The sequence below is a fragment of the Bacillus sp. FSL R10-2201 genome (assembly GCF_038008665.1).
In the GTDB taxonomy this organism is placed as follows: domain Bacteria; phylum Bacillota; class Bacilli; order Bacillales; family Bacillaceae_G; genus Bacillus_A; species Bacillus_A mycoides.
Window position 1 is genome coordinate 3777367 of sequence record NZ_JBBOZP010000001.1, and the last position, 16670, is coordinate 3794036.

General features: G+C 35.9%; 20 protein-coding genes. 4 read left to right on the forward strand and 16 right to left on the reverse strand.

Features of this window, described 5'->3' with window-relative positions:
• Positions 1 to 13 precede the first annotated feature (13 nt).
• Together NSQ69_RS19325 and NSQ69_RS19330 are read right to left on the reverse strand one after the other, a co-directional pair.
• Entirely contained in the window at positions 14 to 1039 is a 1026-nt protein-coding gene (locus NSQ69_RS19325) for a SepM family pheromone-processing serine protease (RefSeq protein ID WP_002088283.1), read from the reverse strand.
• Positions 1032 to 1823 carry a patatin-like phospholipase family protein gene (locus NSQ69_RS19330; protein WP_002088284.1) on the reverse strand — a complete coding sequence of 264 codons (792 nt, stop codon included), beginning with the start codon at positions 1821 to 1823 and terminating at the stop codon, positions 1032 to 1034. Before NSQ69_RS19330 ends, NSQ69_RS19325 begins: the two co-directional genes overlap by 8 nt.
• Before the next feature lie 112 nt (positions 1824 to 1935).
• On the opposite strand from NSQ69_RS19330, the gene ylbJ reads away from it, so the two are divergent.
• A complete protein-coding gene (ylbJ, locus tag NSQ69_RS19335; RefSeq protein WP_002033736.1) occupies positions 1936 to 3165 on the forward strand; it encodes a sporulation integral membrane protein YlbJ in 1230 nt (409 codons plus the stop codon).
• Here the strand turns inward: ylbJ and coaD are convergent.
• Positions 3157 to 3648 carry a pantetheine-phosphate adenylyltransferase gene (gene coaD / locus NSQ69_RS19340; RefSeq protein WP_002128865.1) on the reverse strand — a complete coding sequence of 164 codons (492 nt, stop codon included), beginning with the start codon at positions 3646 to 3648 and terminating at the stop codon, positions 3157 to 3159. The two genes, ylbJ and coaD, sit on opposite strands and share 9 nt — an antisense overlap.
• Positions 3645 to 4211 (reverse strand): 16S rRNA (guanine(966)-N(2))-methyltransferase RsmD, encoded by a 567-nt coding sequence (gene rsmD, locus NSQ69_RS19345; RefSeq protein ID WP_001266992.1) that lies wholly within the window; start codon positions 4209 to 4211, stop codon positions 3645 to 3647. Before rsmD ends, coaD begins: the two co-directional genes overlap by 4 nt.
• Before the next feature lie 529 nt (positions 4212 to 4740).
• Between rsmD and NSQ69_RS19350 the strand changes: the two genes are divergently transcribed.
• Positions 4741 to 5130: a DUF7147 family protein gene (locus NSQ69_RS19350; RefSeq protein WP_002014762.1), complete on the forward strand. Its 390-nt coding sequence runs from the start codon at positions 4741 to 4743 to the stop codon at positions 5128 to 5130.
• A gap of 55 nt (positions 5131 to 5185) precedes the next feature.
• On the opposite strand, the gene NSQ69_RS19355 is transcribed toward NSQ69_RS19350, so the two are convergent.
• From NSQ69_RS19355 to NSQ69_RS19380, 6 genes are all read right to left on the reverse strand, one after another.
• Positions 5186 to 5452 carry a YlbG family protein gene (locus tag NSQ69_RS19355; protein ID WP_002088292.1) on the reverse strand — a complete coding sequence of 89 codons (267 nt, stop codon included), beginning with the start codon at positions 5450 to 5452 and terminating at the stop codon, positions 5186 to 5188.
• 127 nt (positions 5453 to 5579) lie between these two features.
• The gene (locus NSQ69_RS19360) at positions 5580 to 6032 is read right to left on the reverse strand and encodes a YlbF family regulator (RefSeq protein WP_002128868.1); all 453 of its coding nucleotides are present in this window, start codon (positions 6030 to 6032) and stop codon (positions 5580 to 5582) included.
• A gap of 116 nt (positions 6033 to 6148) precedes the next feature.
• Positions 6149 to 6721 (reverse strand): histidine phosphatase family protein, encoded by a 573-nt coding sequence (locus NSQ69_RS19365; RefSeq protein WP_002014767.1) that lies wholly within the window; start codon positions 6719 to 6721, stop codon positions 6149 to 6151.
• Positions 6722 to 6798: 77 nt separating this feature from the next.
• Entirely contained in the window at positions 6799 to 7044 is a 246-nt protein-coding gene (locus NSQ69_RS19370; RefSeq protein WP_002014770.1) for a YlbE-like family protein, read from the reverse strand.
• 11 nt (positions 7045 to 7055) lie between these two features.
• Positions 7056 to 7493, reverse strand: coding sequence for a YlbD family protein (locus NSQ69_RS19375; RefSeq protein ID WP_002088296.1), 438 nt, complete (start codon positions 7491 to 7493; stop codon positions 7056 to 7058).
• Between the two features lie 174 nt (positions 7494 to 7667).
• The gene (locus NSQ69_RS19380; RefSeq protein WP_002128869.1) at positions 7668 to 8702 is read right to left on the reverse strand and encodes a CAP domain-containing protein; all 1035 of its coding nucleotides are present in this window, start codon (positions 8700 to 8702) and stop codon (positions 7668 to 7670) included.
• A 207-nt stretch (positions 8703 to 8909) separates the two neighbouring features.
• Between NSQ69_RS19380 and NSQ69_RS19385 the strand changes: the two genes are divergently transcribed.
• The gene (locus NSQ69_RS19385; RefSeq protein WP_242246923.1) at positions 8910 to 9275 is read left to right on the forward strand and encodes a YugN family protein; all 366 of its coding nucleotides are present in this window, start codon (positions 8910 to 8912) and stop codon (positions 9273 to 9275) included.
• A gap of 36 nt (positions 9276 to 9311) precedes the next feature.
• Here the strand turns inward: NSQ69_RS19385 and ctaG are convergent, their stop codons facing one another.
• From ctaG to cyoE, 6 genes are all read right to left on the reverse strand, one after another.
• Complete coding sequence (ctaG, locus tag NSQ69_RS19390; RefSeq protein ID WP_033708188.1) at positions 9312 to 10217, reverse strand: cytochrome c oxidase assembly factor CtaG; 906 nt, start codon at positions 10215 to 10217, stop codon at positions 9312 to 9314.
• An 81-nt stretch (positions 10218 to 10298) separates the two neighbouring features.
• A complete protein-coding gene (gene ctaF / locus NSQ69_RS19395) occupies positions 10299 to 10631 on the reverse strand; it encodes a cytochrome c oxidase subunit IVB (RefSeq protein ID WP_002014776.1) in 333 nt (110 codons plus the stop codon).
• A gap of 3 nt (positions 10632 to 10634) precedes the next feature.
• Positions 10635 to 11258, reverse strand: coding sequence for a cytochrome c oxidase subunit III (gene ctaE / locus NSQ69_RS19400; RefSeq protein ID WP_000557861.1), 624 nt, complete (start codon positions 11256 to 11258; stop codon positions 10635 to 10637).
• Complete coding sequence (ctaD, locus tag NSQ69_RS19405) at positions 11258 to 13093, reverse strand: cytochrome c oxidase subunit I (protein WP_002014777.1); 1836 nt, start codon at positions 13091 to 13093, stop codon at positions 11258 to 11260. Before ctaD ends, ctaE begins: the two co-directional genes overlap by 1 nt.
• 60 nt (positions 13094 to 13153) lie before the next feature.
• Positions 13154 to 14203 carry a cytochrome c oxidase subunit II gene (coxB, locus tag NSQ69_RS19410; RefSeq protein WP_002088304.1) on the reverse strand — a complete coding sequence of 350 codons (1050 nt, stop codon included), beginning with the start codon at positions 14201 to 14203 and terminating at the stop codon, positions 13154 to 13156.
• A gap of 93 nt (positions 14204 to 14296) precedes the next feature.
• Complete coding sequence (cyoE, locus tag NSQ69_RS19415) at positions 14297 to 15220, reverse strand: heme o synthase (RefSeq protein ID WP_002033731.1); 924 nt, start codon at positions 15218 to 15220, stop codon at positions 14297 to 14299.
• Between the two features lie 497 nt (positions 15221 to 15717).
• On the opposite strand from cyoE, the gene ctaA reads away from it, so the two are divergent.
• A complete protein-coding gene (gene ctaA / locus NSQ69_RS19420) occupies positions 15718 to 16653 on the forward strand; it encodes a heme A synthase (RefSeq protein ID WP_002014781.1) in 936 nt (311 codons plus the stop codon).
• Positions 16654 to 16670 lie beyond the last annotated feature (17 nt).

Here is a 16670-nt window from a genome sequence, read left to right on the forward strand (position 1 = left end):
TCTTCAGAGAGGTTTACTTTGTTTTACCCATTTTTTCCAAATAAGTTAATGCATCATCCAGTGTGTCCACCGGTACAATTTTCATCTTCGTTTTAATATCTTTCGCAGCTTCAAGAGCATCTTTATAATTCGATTTCTCTACACCTTTTTCATTTGGCGCAAAAAACACTTCAGCTCCCGCATCACTAGCAGCTACTACTTTTTGCTGAATACCACCAATTGGACCAATTTCTCCTTTATCATTGATTGTACCTGTTCCAGCTATTTCATGTCCGTTTGTTAAATCTTCTTCAACGAGCTGATTATAAATTTCTAGTGTAAACATTAACCCCGCTGATGGACCGCCTATTTCATGGGAATCGATTTTCACTTTCGGATCTACTACTAACTCTCTTTCTGTAACGATAGAGACCCCTATACCGACGCGTCCATTCCCATTAGGGATCGTCTTTACATTTAAATTTTCTTTAAACTGTTTTCCGCCCCGCTTGTATTCAATATTTACTGTGTCCCCTTCTTTTTTCCCTGTCATATACTCAATAAATTGTTCCGTCTTGTCGAATATTTTTCCATCGACAGCTATAATAACATCTCCAAGCTTAAGCTTTCCCTCTGACGGCATACCCTTTGCTACACCAGCAACCAGTACACCTTTATTTTCAAAAGAAACAGAGCGATTTGCACGTTTATAAGCATTATAGATTGCTGCATTTTGCGAATCTTTCATTGCATAATTTTGGCGAAATTGATATTCTTCATCACTCTCGCCTTTTTGCAATATTTCTTCCGCCTTCGAAACGTGTGTATATTTATTAAATTGCGCGGCTATTAAGTTCACCACATTAGCAGGTCCCATTGAGACAGTGACAAGCATGAAATCGCCAGACTCTTTAGTTCCACCGTCAACTTGCACGTACGGCGCTAATTTCGCGGCCATACCTGGTTTTGTCACATAATACGGCAAGCGCACATAAACAAGTAGCATCGCCAATATAACCCCTATTAAAATTGCATATATAAACCGAAAACGCTTAAACATTATGTTTCTCCTTCCACTGCTCAATTAGTAAATAAATGTTTGAAATATGTTTTTCCGCTTCCACTTCTCCGACCCTAATAATGTCTTCAATATGTGTAAAAGCACGCGAACTAAATTGTTCCACTGCTGGCCGCATCATTAAATCTGATGCTATTTGCCGATTCATCACAAGTTCATGTTGCATAATTTCAATACTTTGCATAATTACATCATAAATCGATGTAACCTCTCCATTCACCTTAATTGGAGATACATCAACAGCAATAACAATATCAGCACCTAAATCTTTTACAACCGATACTGGAATACGGTCAATTACCCCTCCATCCACTAATAAGCGGCCATCTATTTTTTCTGGAACAAACACCCCTGGTACAGATATACTAGCTCGAACCGCCTCCGCAATCGGACCACTTGTAAAAACAACTTTCTCCCCCTTCAAAATGTCAGTAGCCACAACAGCTGTCGGGATATCTAACTCTTCTAAATTTTTATTATATGTAAACATTTTAATCATATCTTTAATACGTTTTCCAGCAATAAATCCCATTTTAGGAACTGTAAAATCCAAATAATATTTCCTTTTGAAAACAGCTGCCAATTTATACAGTCTTTCAACGTTACAACTCGCTGCATAAAATGTACCAATTAATGCCCCTATACTACTACCTGCTATCATGTGAATAGGGATGCCAGCTTCCCTCAACACTTTTATTACCCCTATGTGAGCAAAACCTTTTGCACCTCCGGATCCAAGCGCTAAACCGATTTTTGGTTCCTTCATTTTTCTCACCCTTTAATTTTTTTCATTCCTTTTTCATACTTATGGTCTAAATTCACCACATATCCACGTATACTGAAATGAACGTTTTTGGGACAAAGGGGGATTTTCTTACATGTACGAAAAATGGAAAACTGCTTTTCTTACCATATCAATGTTGTTTTTAACCTTTTCTCTTGTACTTCACCCCCAAGATGCTTTGCAAGCTTCAATTCGCGGGTTAAATATATGGTGGGAAGTTGTATTCCCTTCACTACTACCGTTTTTCATCATTGCGGAACTTCTAATCAGTATTGGTATTGTAAAATTTATCGGTGTTATATTAGAACCACTAATGCGTCCACTGTTTCGTGTTCCAGGGGTAGGCGGATTTGTTTGGGCAATGGGAATGGCTTCAGGATTCCCCGCTGGCGCCAAATTAAGCGCTAGACTACGCAAGAGCAATCAACTAACACAAATTGAAGCGGAACGACTCGTATCTTTCACAAATTCTTCTAATCCACTTTTTATTTTCGGAGCGGTTTCTATTGGTTTTTTCAATAATCCGAAATTAGGACTCGTATTAGCAGCAGCACATTATATAAGTAACTTTATCGTCGGATTACTTATGCGCTTTTATGGTAATAACGATACTTACATAAAAGACAAACATACGAATCAAAAGCGTGCCTTTCAAAACCCTTTTTCCATCCTCCACCAAACACGTATGCAAGAAAAAAGACCAATCGGAAAACTACTCGGTGACGCTATCGTTTCTTCTATTCAAACATTGCTCATGATTGGTGGGTTTATTATTTTATTCTCTGTTTTAAATAAAATGATTACTGTTTTCAAAATTACAGAAGCGCTTTCTTTTATTATGCAACATATTTTATCATTCTTCCAACTTACATCCCAATTTAGTATTCCGATATTATCCGGTATTTTTGAAATGACGCTTGGAAGCCAAATGATTAGTCAAATTAATGAATCAACACTTCTTCAACAAGCGATGGTAACAAGCTTCATTTTAGCATTTAGCGGTCTTTCTATTCAGGCACAAGTAGCAAGCATATTAGCGGAGACAGATATCCGCTTTAAACCATATTTTTTAGCTCGAATTATCCAAAGTATTCTCGCTCCTATTTTCACTTTTATATTTTGGGGACCATTTTATGAAAAAGTTCATTCTTTCTCGCCTACGCAAGAAGATCTTCCCGTATTTTTATTGAATCATTCTTATACACTAACTGATATTTGGACATCATTTATACACTACGGACCAATCTTCACCTTATTTTGTTTATATTTGTATGTCATCTTATTGTTTTTACGCATTCATAAAGAAAAACCCCGTTCACTTTAACGGGGTTTTAAACTTTTCTTTTAAAGCACGCTCTACAATCGGAGGAACAAGGTCTACTACACTCCCACCATATCTCGCAACTTCTTTCACAATACTTGAACTTAAAAATGAATATTGATTATTTGTCATAATGAAGAAAGTTTCGATATTTTCGTCTAATTTTCGATTCATTGAAGTAATTTGCATCTCATATTCAAAATCAGAAACTGCTCGCAAACCACGTAATATTGCATTTGCATTACGCATTTTTGCATATTCCACCAATAATCCACTATGTGAATCAACTTTTACATTCGGAATATCCTTTGTCGCCTCTCGAATTAACTCTAGGCGTTCTTCTACCGAAAAGAATGGTTTTTTTGATGAATTGTTTAAAACAACTACATATACTTCATCAAATACTTTTGCTCCCCTTTTAATAATATCCAAATGTCCAAGGGTAATTGGATCAAAACTCCCTGAAGAAATAGCTATACTTGTCATTCTGTCCCCTCACCTTCATACTTATAAATCGAAATTGCTGTAATCCCGTAGTTTTCTGCCCGTACTTTTACAAGCTCTCCTATAGAATCAGGTAAAACCACGTCATCCCCATGCTCTGCCATAATGATGCCATCTTTATTTAACAATCCATGTTGATCCATTACACTAACTAAAGACACAATTTTTTGAGCTTTATATGGAGGGTCTATTAGTATAAGATCGAATGATATTTCACGCTTTATAAGCGCCTTTACCGCACGCTCTGCATCATTTCGGTACACTTCAGCTTGTTCTTGTAGTCTACAGCTTTCTAAATTTTGATGAATGACTTTTATCGCTTTACTATCTCGGTCAACAAAAATCGCTTTATCAATCCCTCTACTTATGGCCTCAATTCCAAGACCACCGCTACCACCAAATAAATCAAGAGCGATACCACCATCATAATAAGGACCTATCATATTAAAAATAGATTCTTTCACTTTATCTGTCGTTGGACGCGTTGTATTACCAGGTACCGCTTTAAGTGGGTGCCCTTTACATTTTCCTGAAACTACTCTCATCTGTTGTCACTACCTTTATTTCAATCTATAGAGCGATTACAGCAAATTCATTTCAATTCGGTAACCGCTACCGATTCATACTATTTCATACATTTTTTCATTAATCTGTTATTTAACTAATTGAAAACCTCAGTTAAAATAATCGCTCGCTATTTCTTTCATATCCATTTCACTATTTGCAAGCAACAACCCTCTATGTACATCAGTTCCACTTTACCTTTTTTATCCTATCATAAAATAAAAAAAAGAAAAATAAAAAGCCTAACATAAATTTTAATTTCATTATGTATATCTTCATTTTAGATTGGACATAAATAAATATAACAACATCATTTTCGATGTTGTTGCCAACCGCGGAGAAGACTTACGTTTCCCCATAAGTTCTTCCTCCGGTTTCTCCTCTCCCTTTGCCTTCTTACTAGTAGTACATACTAGTATTAGAAGGGCCCTGCTTTGCAGGGTTTTTTTATTTGTCTACTTTTCATTTAAAAAGTCAGGTGGTACAGTAAAAGAAAGAGGAGGAAAAAATATGATTCAACGCTTTATAGAACTCGGAGAAGGCTACTCTGACTTATATGAATTACTTGAAATTGCCAAAACAAACCAAGAACGTGTAACACATATGTTACAATTCGAAACTGTAAAAAACGAAAAAAAAGTGTGTTCACTTGTTGTAATACTAAAACCGACAACTACTGGTGATTTCCAACCATTATACATATGTCGTGAAGGCATTCCTGTACTTGAAAATAAAAAAAGTAAACGTGTCGTTTTATTTGAAGAAATGGCGGAACAAATAGGGAAAAAAGTTACTCCCTTTACTGTAAAACCATCAACAACTTTCCCTGAAAAAGAACTATTTTTTAATCATCTAATTGGTATTTTACGAATGAACAATTTCATTCCTCCAATGAAATAACACGTTATTTCAAGTAAAAAAATCCCCTGCTAAATTTAGCAGGGGATTTTTTTACTTAGCTATAATCGTATTCTTTTGCCCGATCAGGACGCGAATTTTCGAATTCCGTTTTTAAAAATGGGCGATACGACTGTTCTACTTTTTTTACAAAAGGAAGTTTATTCAATTTTTGCATCATATGCTCAATTTGTTCCATATCACAATATACAACGGCATATTTCAAACGTTTTGATATGTAATGAATGTTACCATATTTCCTTAAAATCTTGGCATGTTTCAATGAATGTAAATAAACAATCATACTTTGTCGTTGCCCGAACATAATCTTCTCCATCTTCTCCTTTTAAAAACTTATATTCTTATATTTTATGAAAACCAATCATAAATTTATGACATTAAAGAACAAACTCTGTATACGTTTTCTTCTATATTCTAAAAAACGGGGTAAATTACCCCGTTTTTTTACAACCACAACCGCCTCCGGTACCACAACCACCGCCACAGCCACCCGCATCAAAAAACGGATTTCCTGTTGGAACTTTAACGGAAGAAGACACCTCAGAACCAATTGCTACACTAACTTCATCTAATAACTTCTGTAAAGTTGTTTCTGCTCTTTTAAAGGTCGCAACCTTATCATGCATATCTACAGAACGCTTTAATTCCCTCATTTTCGTCGAAACGAAAGTATAATCAGGATGATATTTACCAAAACGTTGCACTTCTTCGTATCGCTCTTTCATCGCTGTAAATTGCTGAATTAGCGTCTGAACTTCTATATCTTCTTGTAAATCCTTATAATACTTACGGTAATCTTCTGCTATATCTGAACAGATGATCGCTTTTGCAAGCTGCTCTGCCTTATCTAAAATCAATACGCTTTCCAGCGTCGCTACAATCATGAGAGACACCTCCGAGTATTCATCATAACACATTTGGAACAGAACTACTAATTGAAGTGTCTCACCTAAAAGAAAGATATGATTCTAATTACTTTTCATACAATCTTCTTGCACTCTTATACACTAATATGCTCCGCAATATTATATTTAAGAACATCCCATTTCCCGCTATTCTCTTTCACGTAGCTAATACATGCGTTTTTTAACGGCGTTTTAAATGTAATTTCATTTGGTGCAATTGCGTGTAAAATAGCTTTTATTGCATGTGAATGCGCAACAATGATAATACGTTTATCTCCATGTGCTGCTGCAACCTGTTGTAAAGCCGTAAAACAGCGCTCTACAATTTCTTCATCCTGCTCCATTCCTTCTACATTACCTTCTGTAATTAACTCTCTAACGGCCGCAACTGGTTTCCCAGAAGCTTCGCCAAAATTACGTTCCATAAATCGCTCATCTAATAAAATAGATGGTAATCCAATAGCCCCAGCAATTTCCTTAGCTGTTTCTTGCGCTCTAATTAACGGGCTACTTATAATTATATCCCACGATTCCGCTTGCAAGGCAGCTGCACTTTGACTCGCTTGCTTCTTCCCAACTTCATTGAGTGGAATATCTTCGCGCCCTTGAATAATCTCTTGAAAGTTCCAATCAGTTTGTCCATGTCGTACTAAACAAATTTCCGTCATGCTGCAACTCCTTTTTTAAATAATCCGATTCTATTGTAACAAAAGTTTTGCATAACGGACATAGTTTTCCCTTCCAATTACGTCGTATTTTGCTGCTTCATATACTGGAACATATCAATCATAATTGAAGCAACGGCCAATTGATTTTGAAATTTTTCCACTTTATCTGGTATCGTTTTTTTGAAATGCTGCATGGCAGCTAACTCAAAAGCTTCTTTTTCTTCTGGGTTACGCGTCAATTTCCGGTACCAGTATGGCTGTTCCCGAATATAGCGAGCTAAATCCTCATCAGCTTTTATAAACTCCATAAGCTCTGCTCTCATTCTCTTTCCCCCTAATCCTTTTGAAAGAAAAAAGGATTATTTTCAGAAGTACTTTGTTCTTGCTGCGCACGGTTTCCTTGAAATTGTTGAATAACTTGTTGCACGCTACCAATCGCACTCGTTACATTTGCTAAATGATGTTGCATTTGTTCTACGTCTAGCTTTTTAAAGAAAGAAAGCATTTGCCCCATCACATCAGCAGTTTTTTCCTCTTCTGTTCGATTTTCTTTTTCTTCTTTATTTTCTTTTACCGAAGAAAAAGCAGGTGCTCCATCAGGTCTATATGCTGTCCATATTTGATCTTCTTCACCAAGTAAGTACCATTCTTCATAAAATTGCTGCCAAGTTTTTTGACCACTTCTAACCTCATGAACCATTTTAGGGTGATGGTTTACAAACTCTTTAAACTGTTGAACCGATGGATGTAACGGCCCTTTTGTTGTTGGCATAATCCTCACCTCTTCATGTATATCTACTATATTGTAAGAAAAAAAAGGCACATGGTTCGCCTATTTTTAGACGATTCATGCACCTTTTTATCTTCCTATTTGTGGACAGTTAAAGCCCGATTGGTGAAGGCTAATAATCATTGAAGGATGTCCCCCACTGATTAAAGTTTCATTTTATTTTCGGATAAAGTTTTGAGTATAAAATTTATCATATACCCCAACACCTAATCCAGTAAATTGCTCATTTAATAAATTCTTTCTGTGACCCTCACTATTTAACCAACCTTGTACCGCCGCAATTCCATCGCTATGTTGCGCCGCTATATTCTCACCAGCAAGTTGAAAAGCCACTTGCCCACGTTGCAAGCGATCTCCTAACGTACCAAAAGTAGGTGAATCGTGTGAAAAATAATTATTATCCTTCATATCTTTACTATGGCCAAACGCAACATCTGCAGTTTGTTGATCCAACGTTAACAACGGTAATTGATGACGATTCCGAATAATATTTGTTAAATCGAGAATTTGTTGCATATTTCCATTTTCTACTTGCTTCATTTTTTCTGGCGTCAGCGGCTGTTCCGCTATTAATTCACCTGAATAAACAAGTTGATATGGTCTTTGTCGTAATAACGTTTCATCATCCATATAACGAAGACCAACAAGCTCATGTGTAAAGTGATCAAAGTATAATTGTGCCCATCCATCTTCTACAGGTACTAGCGGTTGTTCCATTACTTCCGTATCAGATAACTCAAATTGATAACTATTCTTTCCTCTTTTTAATGAAATCTCATGTGAAAGTGGATTCTTTTTATATACCTCTTCATACTTTTCATTTATATAATAGGGAGCCACCTTAACTTGCTCACCAGCAACATACGCCGTTACAACTTTACGTTCAGCAACTCCAAATTGAACATACTGAGCTAAATCTTGATTATACACCCACCATTCATATCCATAAGCAGACGGCTCTATTCGAGATGGTTCGCCCCACTTCGCTAATAAATTCTCAGAGTCCCCACCGATCATATTTAAAACAGTGTCTGTGGATTCTTCATTTACTTGCTTCTTCTTTTTCACAATTTTATTTTCTTGCTTAGAGTGAGATGGGGTTAATATATATTGTGACACGAGTAACTTCCCGTATAAATCAACAGCTAAAATTAAAAATGTAATCATTACGATACGCAATAATTTCTTCAAACGATATACCTCCTGAACAAAGCATAAAATCGAGATATACACAAATCCTTTTTTTCCTTTTTTGTGTGTACCGTACTCTTTTCACTATATCATATTTTCACGAAAAAAAGTCTGGATTATCCCTTTTCTTGCAATACGAATTGCACTTTCTTATTATTCGTACTATTATAAAAATAATGAACTAACATTAAAATAAGGAGGTATTCTATGCAATTTACAAATACAAACTTTACTGATGCAGTCGTTGATCTAACTCTTTTAACTGAGATTATGGAAAACAATCATTTTGTACTTGCCGGACAATGGGATTACGAACGCGTTACATATGATTATAAATTTGAAATATTAAAGGATATTTATTATTTACGTGTACAAGGATTTGCTGTTGAAGGTGACATCGGCGGCAGACACGCTCAAGTAAAACTATTGCCACCCTTATTAGGAAAACATTATTATCCTCATGGCGTTGAATATAGCGATGATGAGATTTTTCCAACGAATGTACTTCAAAAAAGCGAACAACTCCTACAAAATATTGAAAAAGAGTTAAAAGAATTTCAAATTATTGAATAACAAAAAAACTAGCGCATTAACACGATGCGCTAGTTTTTATTTCGTCTGCAAATAAGGAGGTAACTCTTGCAGCTGCTCTTTATCCTTTTCACGCTCTCTACGTGCCCATTTAAAGAACACATAACCGATAATCGTACCGTACACTATTTCCTGGACAATTTTCATAATAATACCACCTGTTTGCTGGTCTTGTACTACCGGCATCCAATGTAAAAATTCTGGTCCAGTTATATTTAAATCTGATAAAGTACCCGCCGGTACACAGAGTTCCATTGCCTTCATCCAAGCGGCCGGATCTGTATATGTTGCAAATAATGGTGCAGTCGCAAAAATTATTAACGCACAAGCTGGCGTTAATAAAATACCATTAGCAAACATGTAACCAAGCTTCTTAATATCACTTAAAGTTTGATATTCTGGCAGTGGATTTAACATTGGCCACCACATCATCATTGCTGCAAAAAACAATATAGCAAGGCAAATAGGATGCGCTATTTGACTTTGTTTTACTGCATCAAAAACAATTGGCAAATGATAAAAGGAAAACAGGCCATTAAATACAAACAACGCAATAAGCGGCTTAGCAAAAAACTTTATCACAATTTGAACGAACTTAAAAGAAGTAATATAACGATATAACCAAACAGGTATACCAAGCAGTAATAACGGAGGCACCGCAATATACATTACTGCCATCTCAAACATATGTGCACTAAATATGATATGACCAATTAAATCAATAGGTCCTCCCTTTACAACATACAAAAGAACAATCCCGGTCGTAAAATAAAAAATTTGCTTCTTACTTACCTTCGTCGCATTTTCAAATCGCGTTCTATACGGTCCAATAATTAAAAAATAACTAATAAGAATCGAGATCATAAATAATAAAAAAATTGGACTCCATAAAGCTTGAAAACCAAATACCCATAAGTTTTCCATTTCCACACCTACCTTTTCAAAATTCTTATATTTCATATAAAAAGAGGGCTTTGATATATCAGAGCCCCCTACTATCACTGTTTAAATCCACACAATTGTCATAAAGGCTAATATTGTTAATAAACCAATTAACAATCCAGAGTACAAGAAGAAACTCGCCGCTTCATGCCCTTTATGACTCATATGCATGAAATAATATAACTGAAATATAACTTGAATGACTGCTAACAATAATATAAATGGAACCGAAAAAATCGGGCTAAATGTTTTCGGATATGCCACCGCTGCAAATGCAACTAATGTTAAAAAAATCATTAGTGAAAATGTAACAACTTGGTGCTTCATTTCCTCTGCACTTTTTCTCTTCCGATAAACAAGATCCACCTTAGGATTATTCGTTTGCTTAACCGCCATTGTTTATCCCACCATTCCCATCAAATATACTACAGTGAAAATAAACACCCAAACTACGTCAATAAAGTGCCAATAAATTGATGCAACATAAAACTTTGGTGCGTTGTATAAATTTAAGCCTCTCTTCGCGTTTCTAAAGATTAATGTTAAAATCCAACATAATCCAAACAACACGTGGAGCCCGTGTGTACCAACAAGAGCATAAAATGCAGAACCAAATGCACTACTTCTCATAGTATGCTTAAATTCATGCGTATAATGATAAAACTCATATATTTCAAACCCCAAAAATCCTAAGCCAAGCAACACTGTTACAAGTAACCAAAGTTGCATTTTCTTAAAGTTAAAATTTTTCATATGATACATTGCGTATACACTCGTTAAACTACTTGTTAACAAAAGCATCGTCATAATGAAAACGAGTGGCATTTGAAACATCTCTTGAGATGTTGGTCCACCATTTGTAGAGTTCTTTAACGCTAAATATGTGCCAAATAAGGAAGCGAACAACACTGTTTCGCCTCCAAGAAATAACCAAAAACCAACAAACTTATTTTTCCCCTCAAGGGTTGCTTTTTCAGGCTCTGCTGGAAATGTTTCATTCGTTAATTTCTCATCTACATGCATTACGCCTTGCCCCCCTTATCATCTAAATCTTCCTTATGAATATGATATCCATGATCATCAATTACTGAACGAAGGAACATTGTACCAAACGTAATGATTAAACCGATAATCGCTACTAATAACCAAAATTTATCTTTGCCACCCTGCATATACATCGCACCGAATGCTGCTATGAATAAGCCTAGAGAAATGATAAATGGTGAAAATGAAGCATTTGGCATATGAATATCACCAACTGGTTCCGCTGCTGTCATCTCTTTATTACCTTCACGTTTTTCAATCCAAAACGGATCTAACCCGCGAACAAATGGCAATTGTTTAAAATTGTATTCCGGTGTAGGTGCTGGCATTGTCCATTCTAATGTACGTCCATCCCATGGATCACGGCCAGCCTTCTCTTTTGATACCGTTGTTTTTATTACATTGAATAAAAGAACAATCGTTCCAAGAGCCATAAACACAGCTCCGATAGAACTAATCATATTCCCCATTTCCAACCCTTGGCCCTCAAGATATGTGTAGTAACGACGTGGCATACCAATCAATCCAAGGAAATGCTGAATAAAGAATGTTAAATGGAAACCGATAAAGAATAACCAAAATGTTATCTTACCTAATGTTTCATTTAATACTTTATTAAACATAAGTGGCCAATAATAATGCGCACCTGCAAGTAAACCAAATACAACACCACCAACAATTACATAATGAAAGTGTGCTACTACGAAATAATTATCATGAAACTGATAATCAGCTGGTGCAGAAGCAAGCATAACACCTGTAACTCCACCCATAACGAAGGATGGAATAAAAGCTACCGCCCACATCATTGGTGTTGTAAACCTAATACTTCCACCCCACATTGTAAAGAGCCAGTTAAATATTTTAATACCCGTTGGAACTGCAATCGCCATTGTTGCAACCGAGAAGATAGCATTTGCAACAGGCCCAAGACCAACAGTAAACATATGATGCGCCCATACCATAAATCCTAAAAACCCTATTAATACTGTCGCGAACACCATAGAGGAATAACCGAATAATCGTTTTTTCGAAAATGTGGCGAAGATTTCTGAGAATATTCCGAAAGCTGGGAGTATAAGAATGTATACTTCCGGATGACCGAAGATCCAGAATAAATGCTCCCATATAATCGTGTTCCCACCTAGTGCCGGATTAAAGAAACTTGTGCCAAATAAACGATCTAACATTAAAAGTCCTAATCCTACAGTTAATGGTGGAAATGCAAATAAAATAAGTGAAGATGTTACAAATGTTGTCCATGTAAACATCGGCATGCGCATGTACGTCATCCCTGGCGCGCGCATATTAATAATTGTAACAAGGAAGTTAATACCTCCAATTAATGTACCAATACCTGATATTTGCAAGCCGAGTACATAAAAATCAACACCATGTCCTTTAGAGGCTAAAGCTAAAGATGCATACGATGTCCACCCTGCATCAGGCGCTCCTCCTAAAAACCAACTTAAATTTAAAAATAATCCACCAAAGAAAAATAACCAAAATCCGAGCGAATTCAAAAACGGGAACGCCACATCACGTGCTCCAATTTGAAGTGGTACAGCGGCGTTCATAAATGCAAACACGAGTGGCATAGCTGCGAGGAAAATCATTGTTGTACCGTGCATCGTTAATACTTGATTATAAGCATCCCCAACAAGAAAAGCATTGTTAGGAATCGCTAACTGCAGGCGAATAAATAGTGCTTCTATTCCACCTATTACAAAAAACAATCCACCTGCAATTAAATAGAGAATGGCAATCTTTTTATGGTCTACTGTCGTTAAATAATCCCATATGACAGCACCCATCCCCTGTTTTTTTGCTACAGAACTCACGTTTTCAACCTCCCCTTCGCAAATGATCCCTCTTTATTTTTCAATCTTTAACGTTTGTAAATATGCATTTAATGCATTAATTTGATCATCCGTTAAGTTGCCATATTTACCAGTCATTTTATTACCTGGTTTCATATTTTCAGGATCTTTGAGCCATTTTTTTAAGTTCTCTTCATTATTTTCGGCAATACCAGCAACCATATCGCGATCTGCGAAGTTTGCTAAGTTCGGTGCGATACGAGCAGAAGGTGGTCTACTATCATTTGATCCAACTGCATGACAACCAATACAGCTTTTATTAAATATTTCTTGACCCTCTTGCGCCTTTGTAGAAGCTACTTCTTTTTTTCCATCAATCTTCTTCATGTCAGCAAGCCACTTTTTGTACTCGCTTTCATCCAGAGCTTTCACTTTGAACTGCATTAAAGAATGTGATGGGCCACAAAATTCTGTACAAAAACCATTATAAGTGCCCGATTTATCTGCCTTTAACCACATTTTGTTTACATTATCTGTATTTGTATCCATTTTCCCAGCTAAAGATGGAACCCAAAACGAATGTTTAATATCGGCACCCTTCAAATTCAAATACACTTTCTTACCTGTGGGGATAACTAAATCTTGAGAAGTTACTATTTTTTCTGATTTATAAGAAAATTCCCACCAATAAAGATTCGCTGTTACATCAACAACGATAGTATCTTTATCAATATTCTTTTTCTCCATCGCACTTACATCAGCAAGCTTGAATGTATATGTAACAGTCGGAACAGCCAAGATTAACAAAAGAATAATCGGAATGACTGTCCATATAATTTCTAGTTTGTGATTTCCTTCAACTTGCTCCGGAATATAATCTTCCTCACCCTTTTTTTGTCGGAAACGCACAATTACATATAAGAAAATAATAGTAACTACAAGTACTACTCCTACCATGATTGCACTCGCTAGTAAGAGCAAATCATATTGCATTTTTGCTACTTCCCCTTGCGGAATTAAAGTAGACTGAAAAGCTTTACCGCATCCCCCTAACAGTAAAGCCAGCAGTGAAACGAACGAAAGCAGTCGCCACTGTTTCTTCATACAAACAACCCCCACTTTCTTTGTGAATTAGATTGTACTTTATAGTTAAGTAAAGTAAATCTCAACGTAAAGAAATCCAATCATGTCGTTGTCTTAGAAGAATGTAACTACAATCATTGACACAAATAAGATTGTTAAGTAATTCAGGGAATAAACAAACATTTTTACGGACCACTTGATGTCATCTTGCTGACGGAAGCCATAAAGCCCTAATGCGATCCATCCGATGTTAAGCAATGTTGCAATTACCATGAATGTTATTCCAAGTCCACTCATATAAAATGGTAGTGGTAATAAACATACTGTCCAAATCATAATCTGACGTTTCGTAATATCAAATCCCTGTACAACAGGAAGCATTGGGATTCCTGCATTTCGATATTCATCAACACGCTTCATCGCTAATGCGAGGAAATGTGGGATTTGCCAAATAAACATAATTAAAAATAACATCCAAGCAATTGGATGATTTAAAGACGGATCAATTGCCGCCCATCCAATTAAAGGTGGAACTGCTCCTGATATACTACCTACAACAGTATTTAACGTATATTTTCTCTTCGTCCATAACGTATATAAAACAACATATGTGAAGGCACCAATAAATGAGATTAACACTGCCATCGGTGTAGTAAGTAATAAAAATGCAAAGCCAAGAAGTAAAATTACAAGTCCAAATGCAAGTGCAAAGCCAGGTTTATATTTACCTGTTACCGTTGGACGGTTTTTTGTTCTTTCCATTAATGGATCGATATCTCGGTCAATGTAGTTATTTAAACAACATACCCCTGCCATAATTAATGCCGAACCAACGATTGTGAAAAATAACTTATCTAGATTGTCCATAACACTCAATCCATTAAAATGTAAAGCCAACCAAAATCCTGTAAATACAGTAAGTGTATTTGAGTTTACAATCCCCATTTTAACGAGCGCTGATAAATCTTGTAACCGAGTTGTTTCCGGTACAATTGAAACAGCTGACTCATCATGCAGCTCACTTGTTGCATGGTTCATCACTTTAACCCCCTCTTAAACCTATCATCTTTCTAAGCATATATTTCATGTGAAATATTTCGCTTCTATATAGCAATATTATTACAGTAGAAATATTGTTAACCCATTCTACTACTAATCTACGCCCATACTCCAATATATTAAATCACATTTCCCGAACATTTTGTGAAGAAAACATGAACTTTTTGTGTCGAACATTAAAAAACTTTATTCTAATTTATCCTTATCATAACATGATGTTATCTTCTATAATAAACTATTTTGTCATATTTAGCATGTATTCTCCCCATTTCTTTTCAAAATAGCCTAAATTCCTCCTAAAATATGTATTTTAAATCCCATTTTTTTCTTTATAATACGTACGTTGTCCTCGCCCTCCATTTCTTTGCTATTTTATTATTTTTTATATATCATAGGACTGTAGCACGTTTTATTCTATACATAATGGAATGAAAATATTTCGCAATAACTTCATAGCAGAAAGATGGTGAAAGAGATTGCAACGCTTTATTAAATGGTTAGCAGTCATTACAAGTCTCGATTTATTAGTAGTTTTACTAGGAGGCGCTTTAGTTACAAAAACGGGTTCAGGCCAAGGATGCGGCAAATCATGGCCTCTTTGTAACGGTGAATTTGTTCCATCTAATTTATCAATGGAGACTATTATTGAGCTAAGTCACCGCTTAACATCTGGATCAGCAGGAATCCTTGTTACTCTTCTTTGTATCTTGTCCTGGAAATATTATAAACATGTGCGCGAAACAAAGACGTTAGCAATTTTATCCTTCGTATTTTTAGTTGCACAAGCATTAATGGGGGCGGCGGCGGTTGTTTGGGGTCAAATGCCTGCTGTATTAGCTATTCATTTCGGTATTTCCTTAATTTCATTTGCTTCTGTCATCTTGTTAACGTGTCTTATTTTTGAAATTGATCAGAAATTTGATGCACGTTCACTCATTATGGACAAAAAAATGAAATTTCATATTTATGGTGTAACAATTTACAGTTATATCGTTGTCTACACAGGAGCTTTAGTACGTCACGAACGAGCTACCTTAGCCTGTCCAGACTTCCCTTTATGTAGCAAAAATAGACCTATGCCAACTCAACTACATGAGTGGGTTCAAATGGGACATAGAGTTGCAGCGATGTTAATTTTCGCTTGGATACTATATGCGATGATTATCGCTATTCGCCATTACAAGCAGCAGCGTGTAGTATACTGGGGATGGATTATTTCATTTATCCTTGTTACACTTCAAGCTATAGTAGGGATTTTAGTCGTATTTACAAATGCTAGTTTAGCAATGGCATTATTACATTCGCTCTTCATTTCTTGCCTGTTTGCTGTACTATGCTATTTAGTTATGATAGGTACAAGAAGTACAGTCAATGCAAAAGAAACTGAATCAACTTCTAAGCAAACAAAATAAAGTAAAACTTTAATACC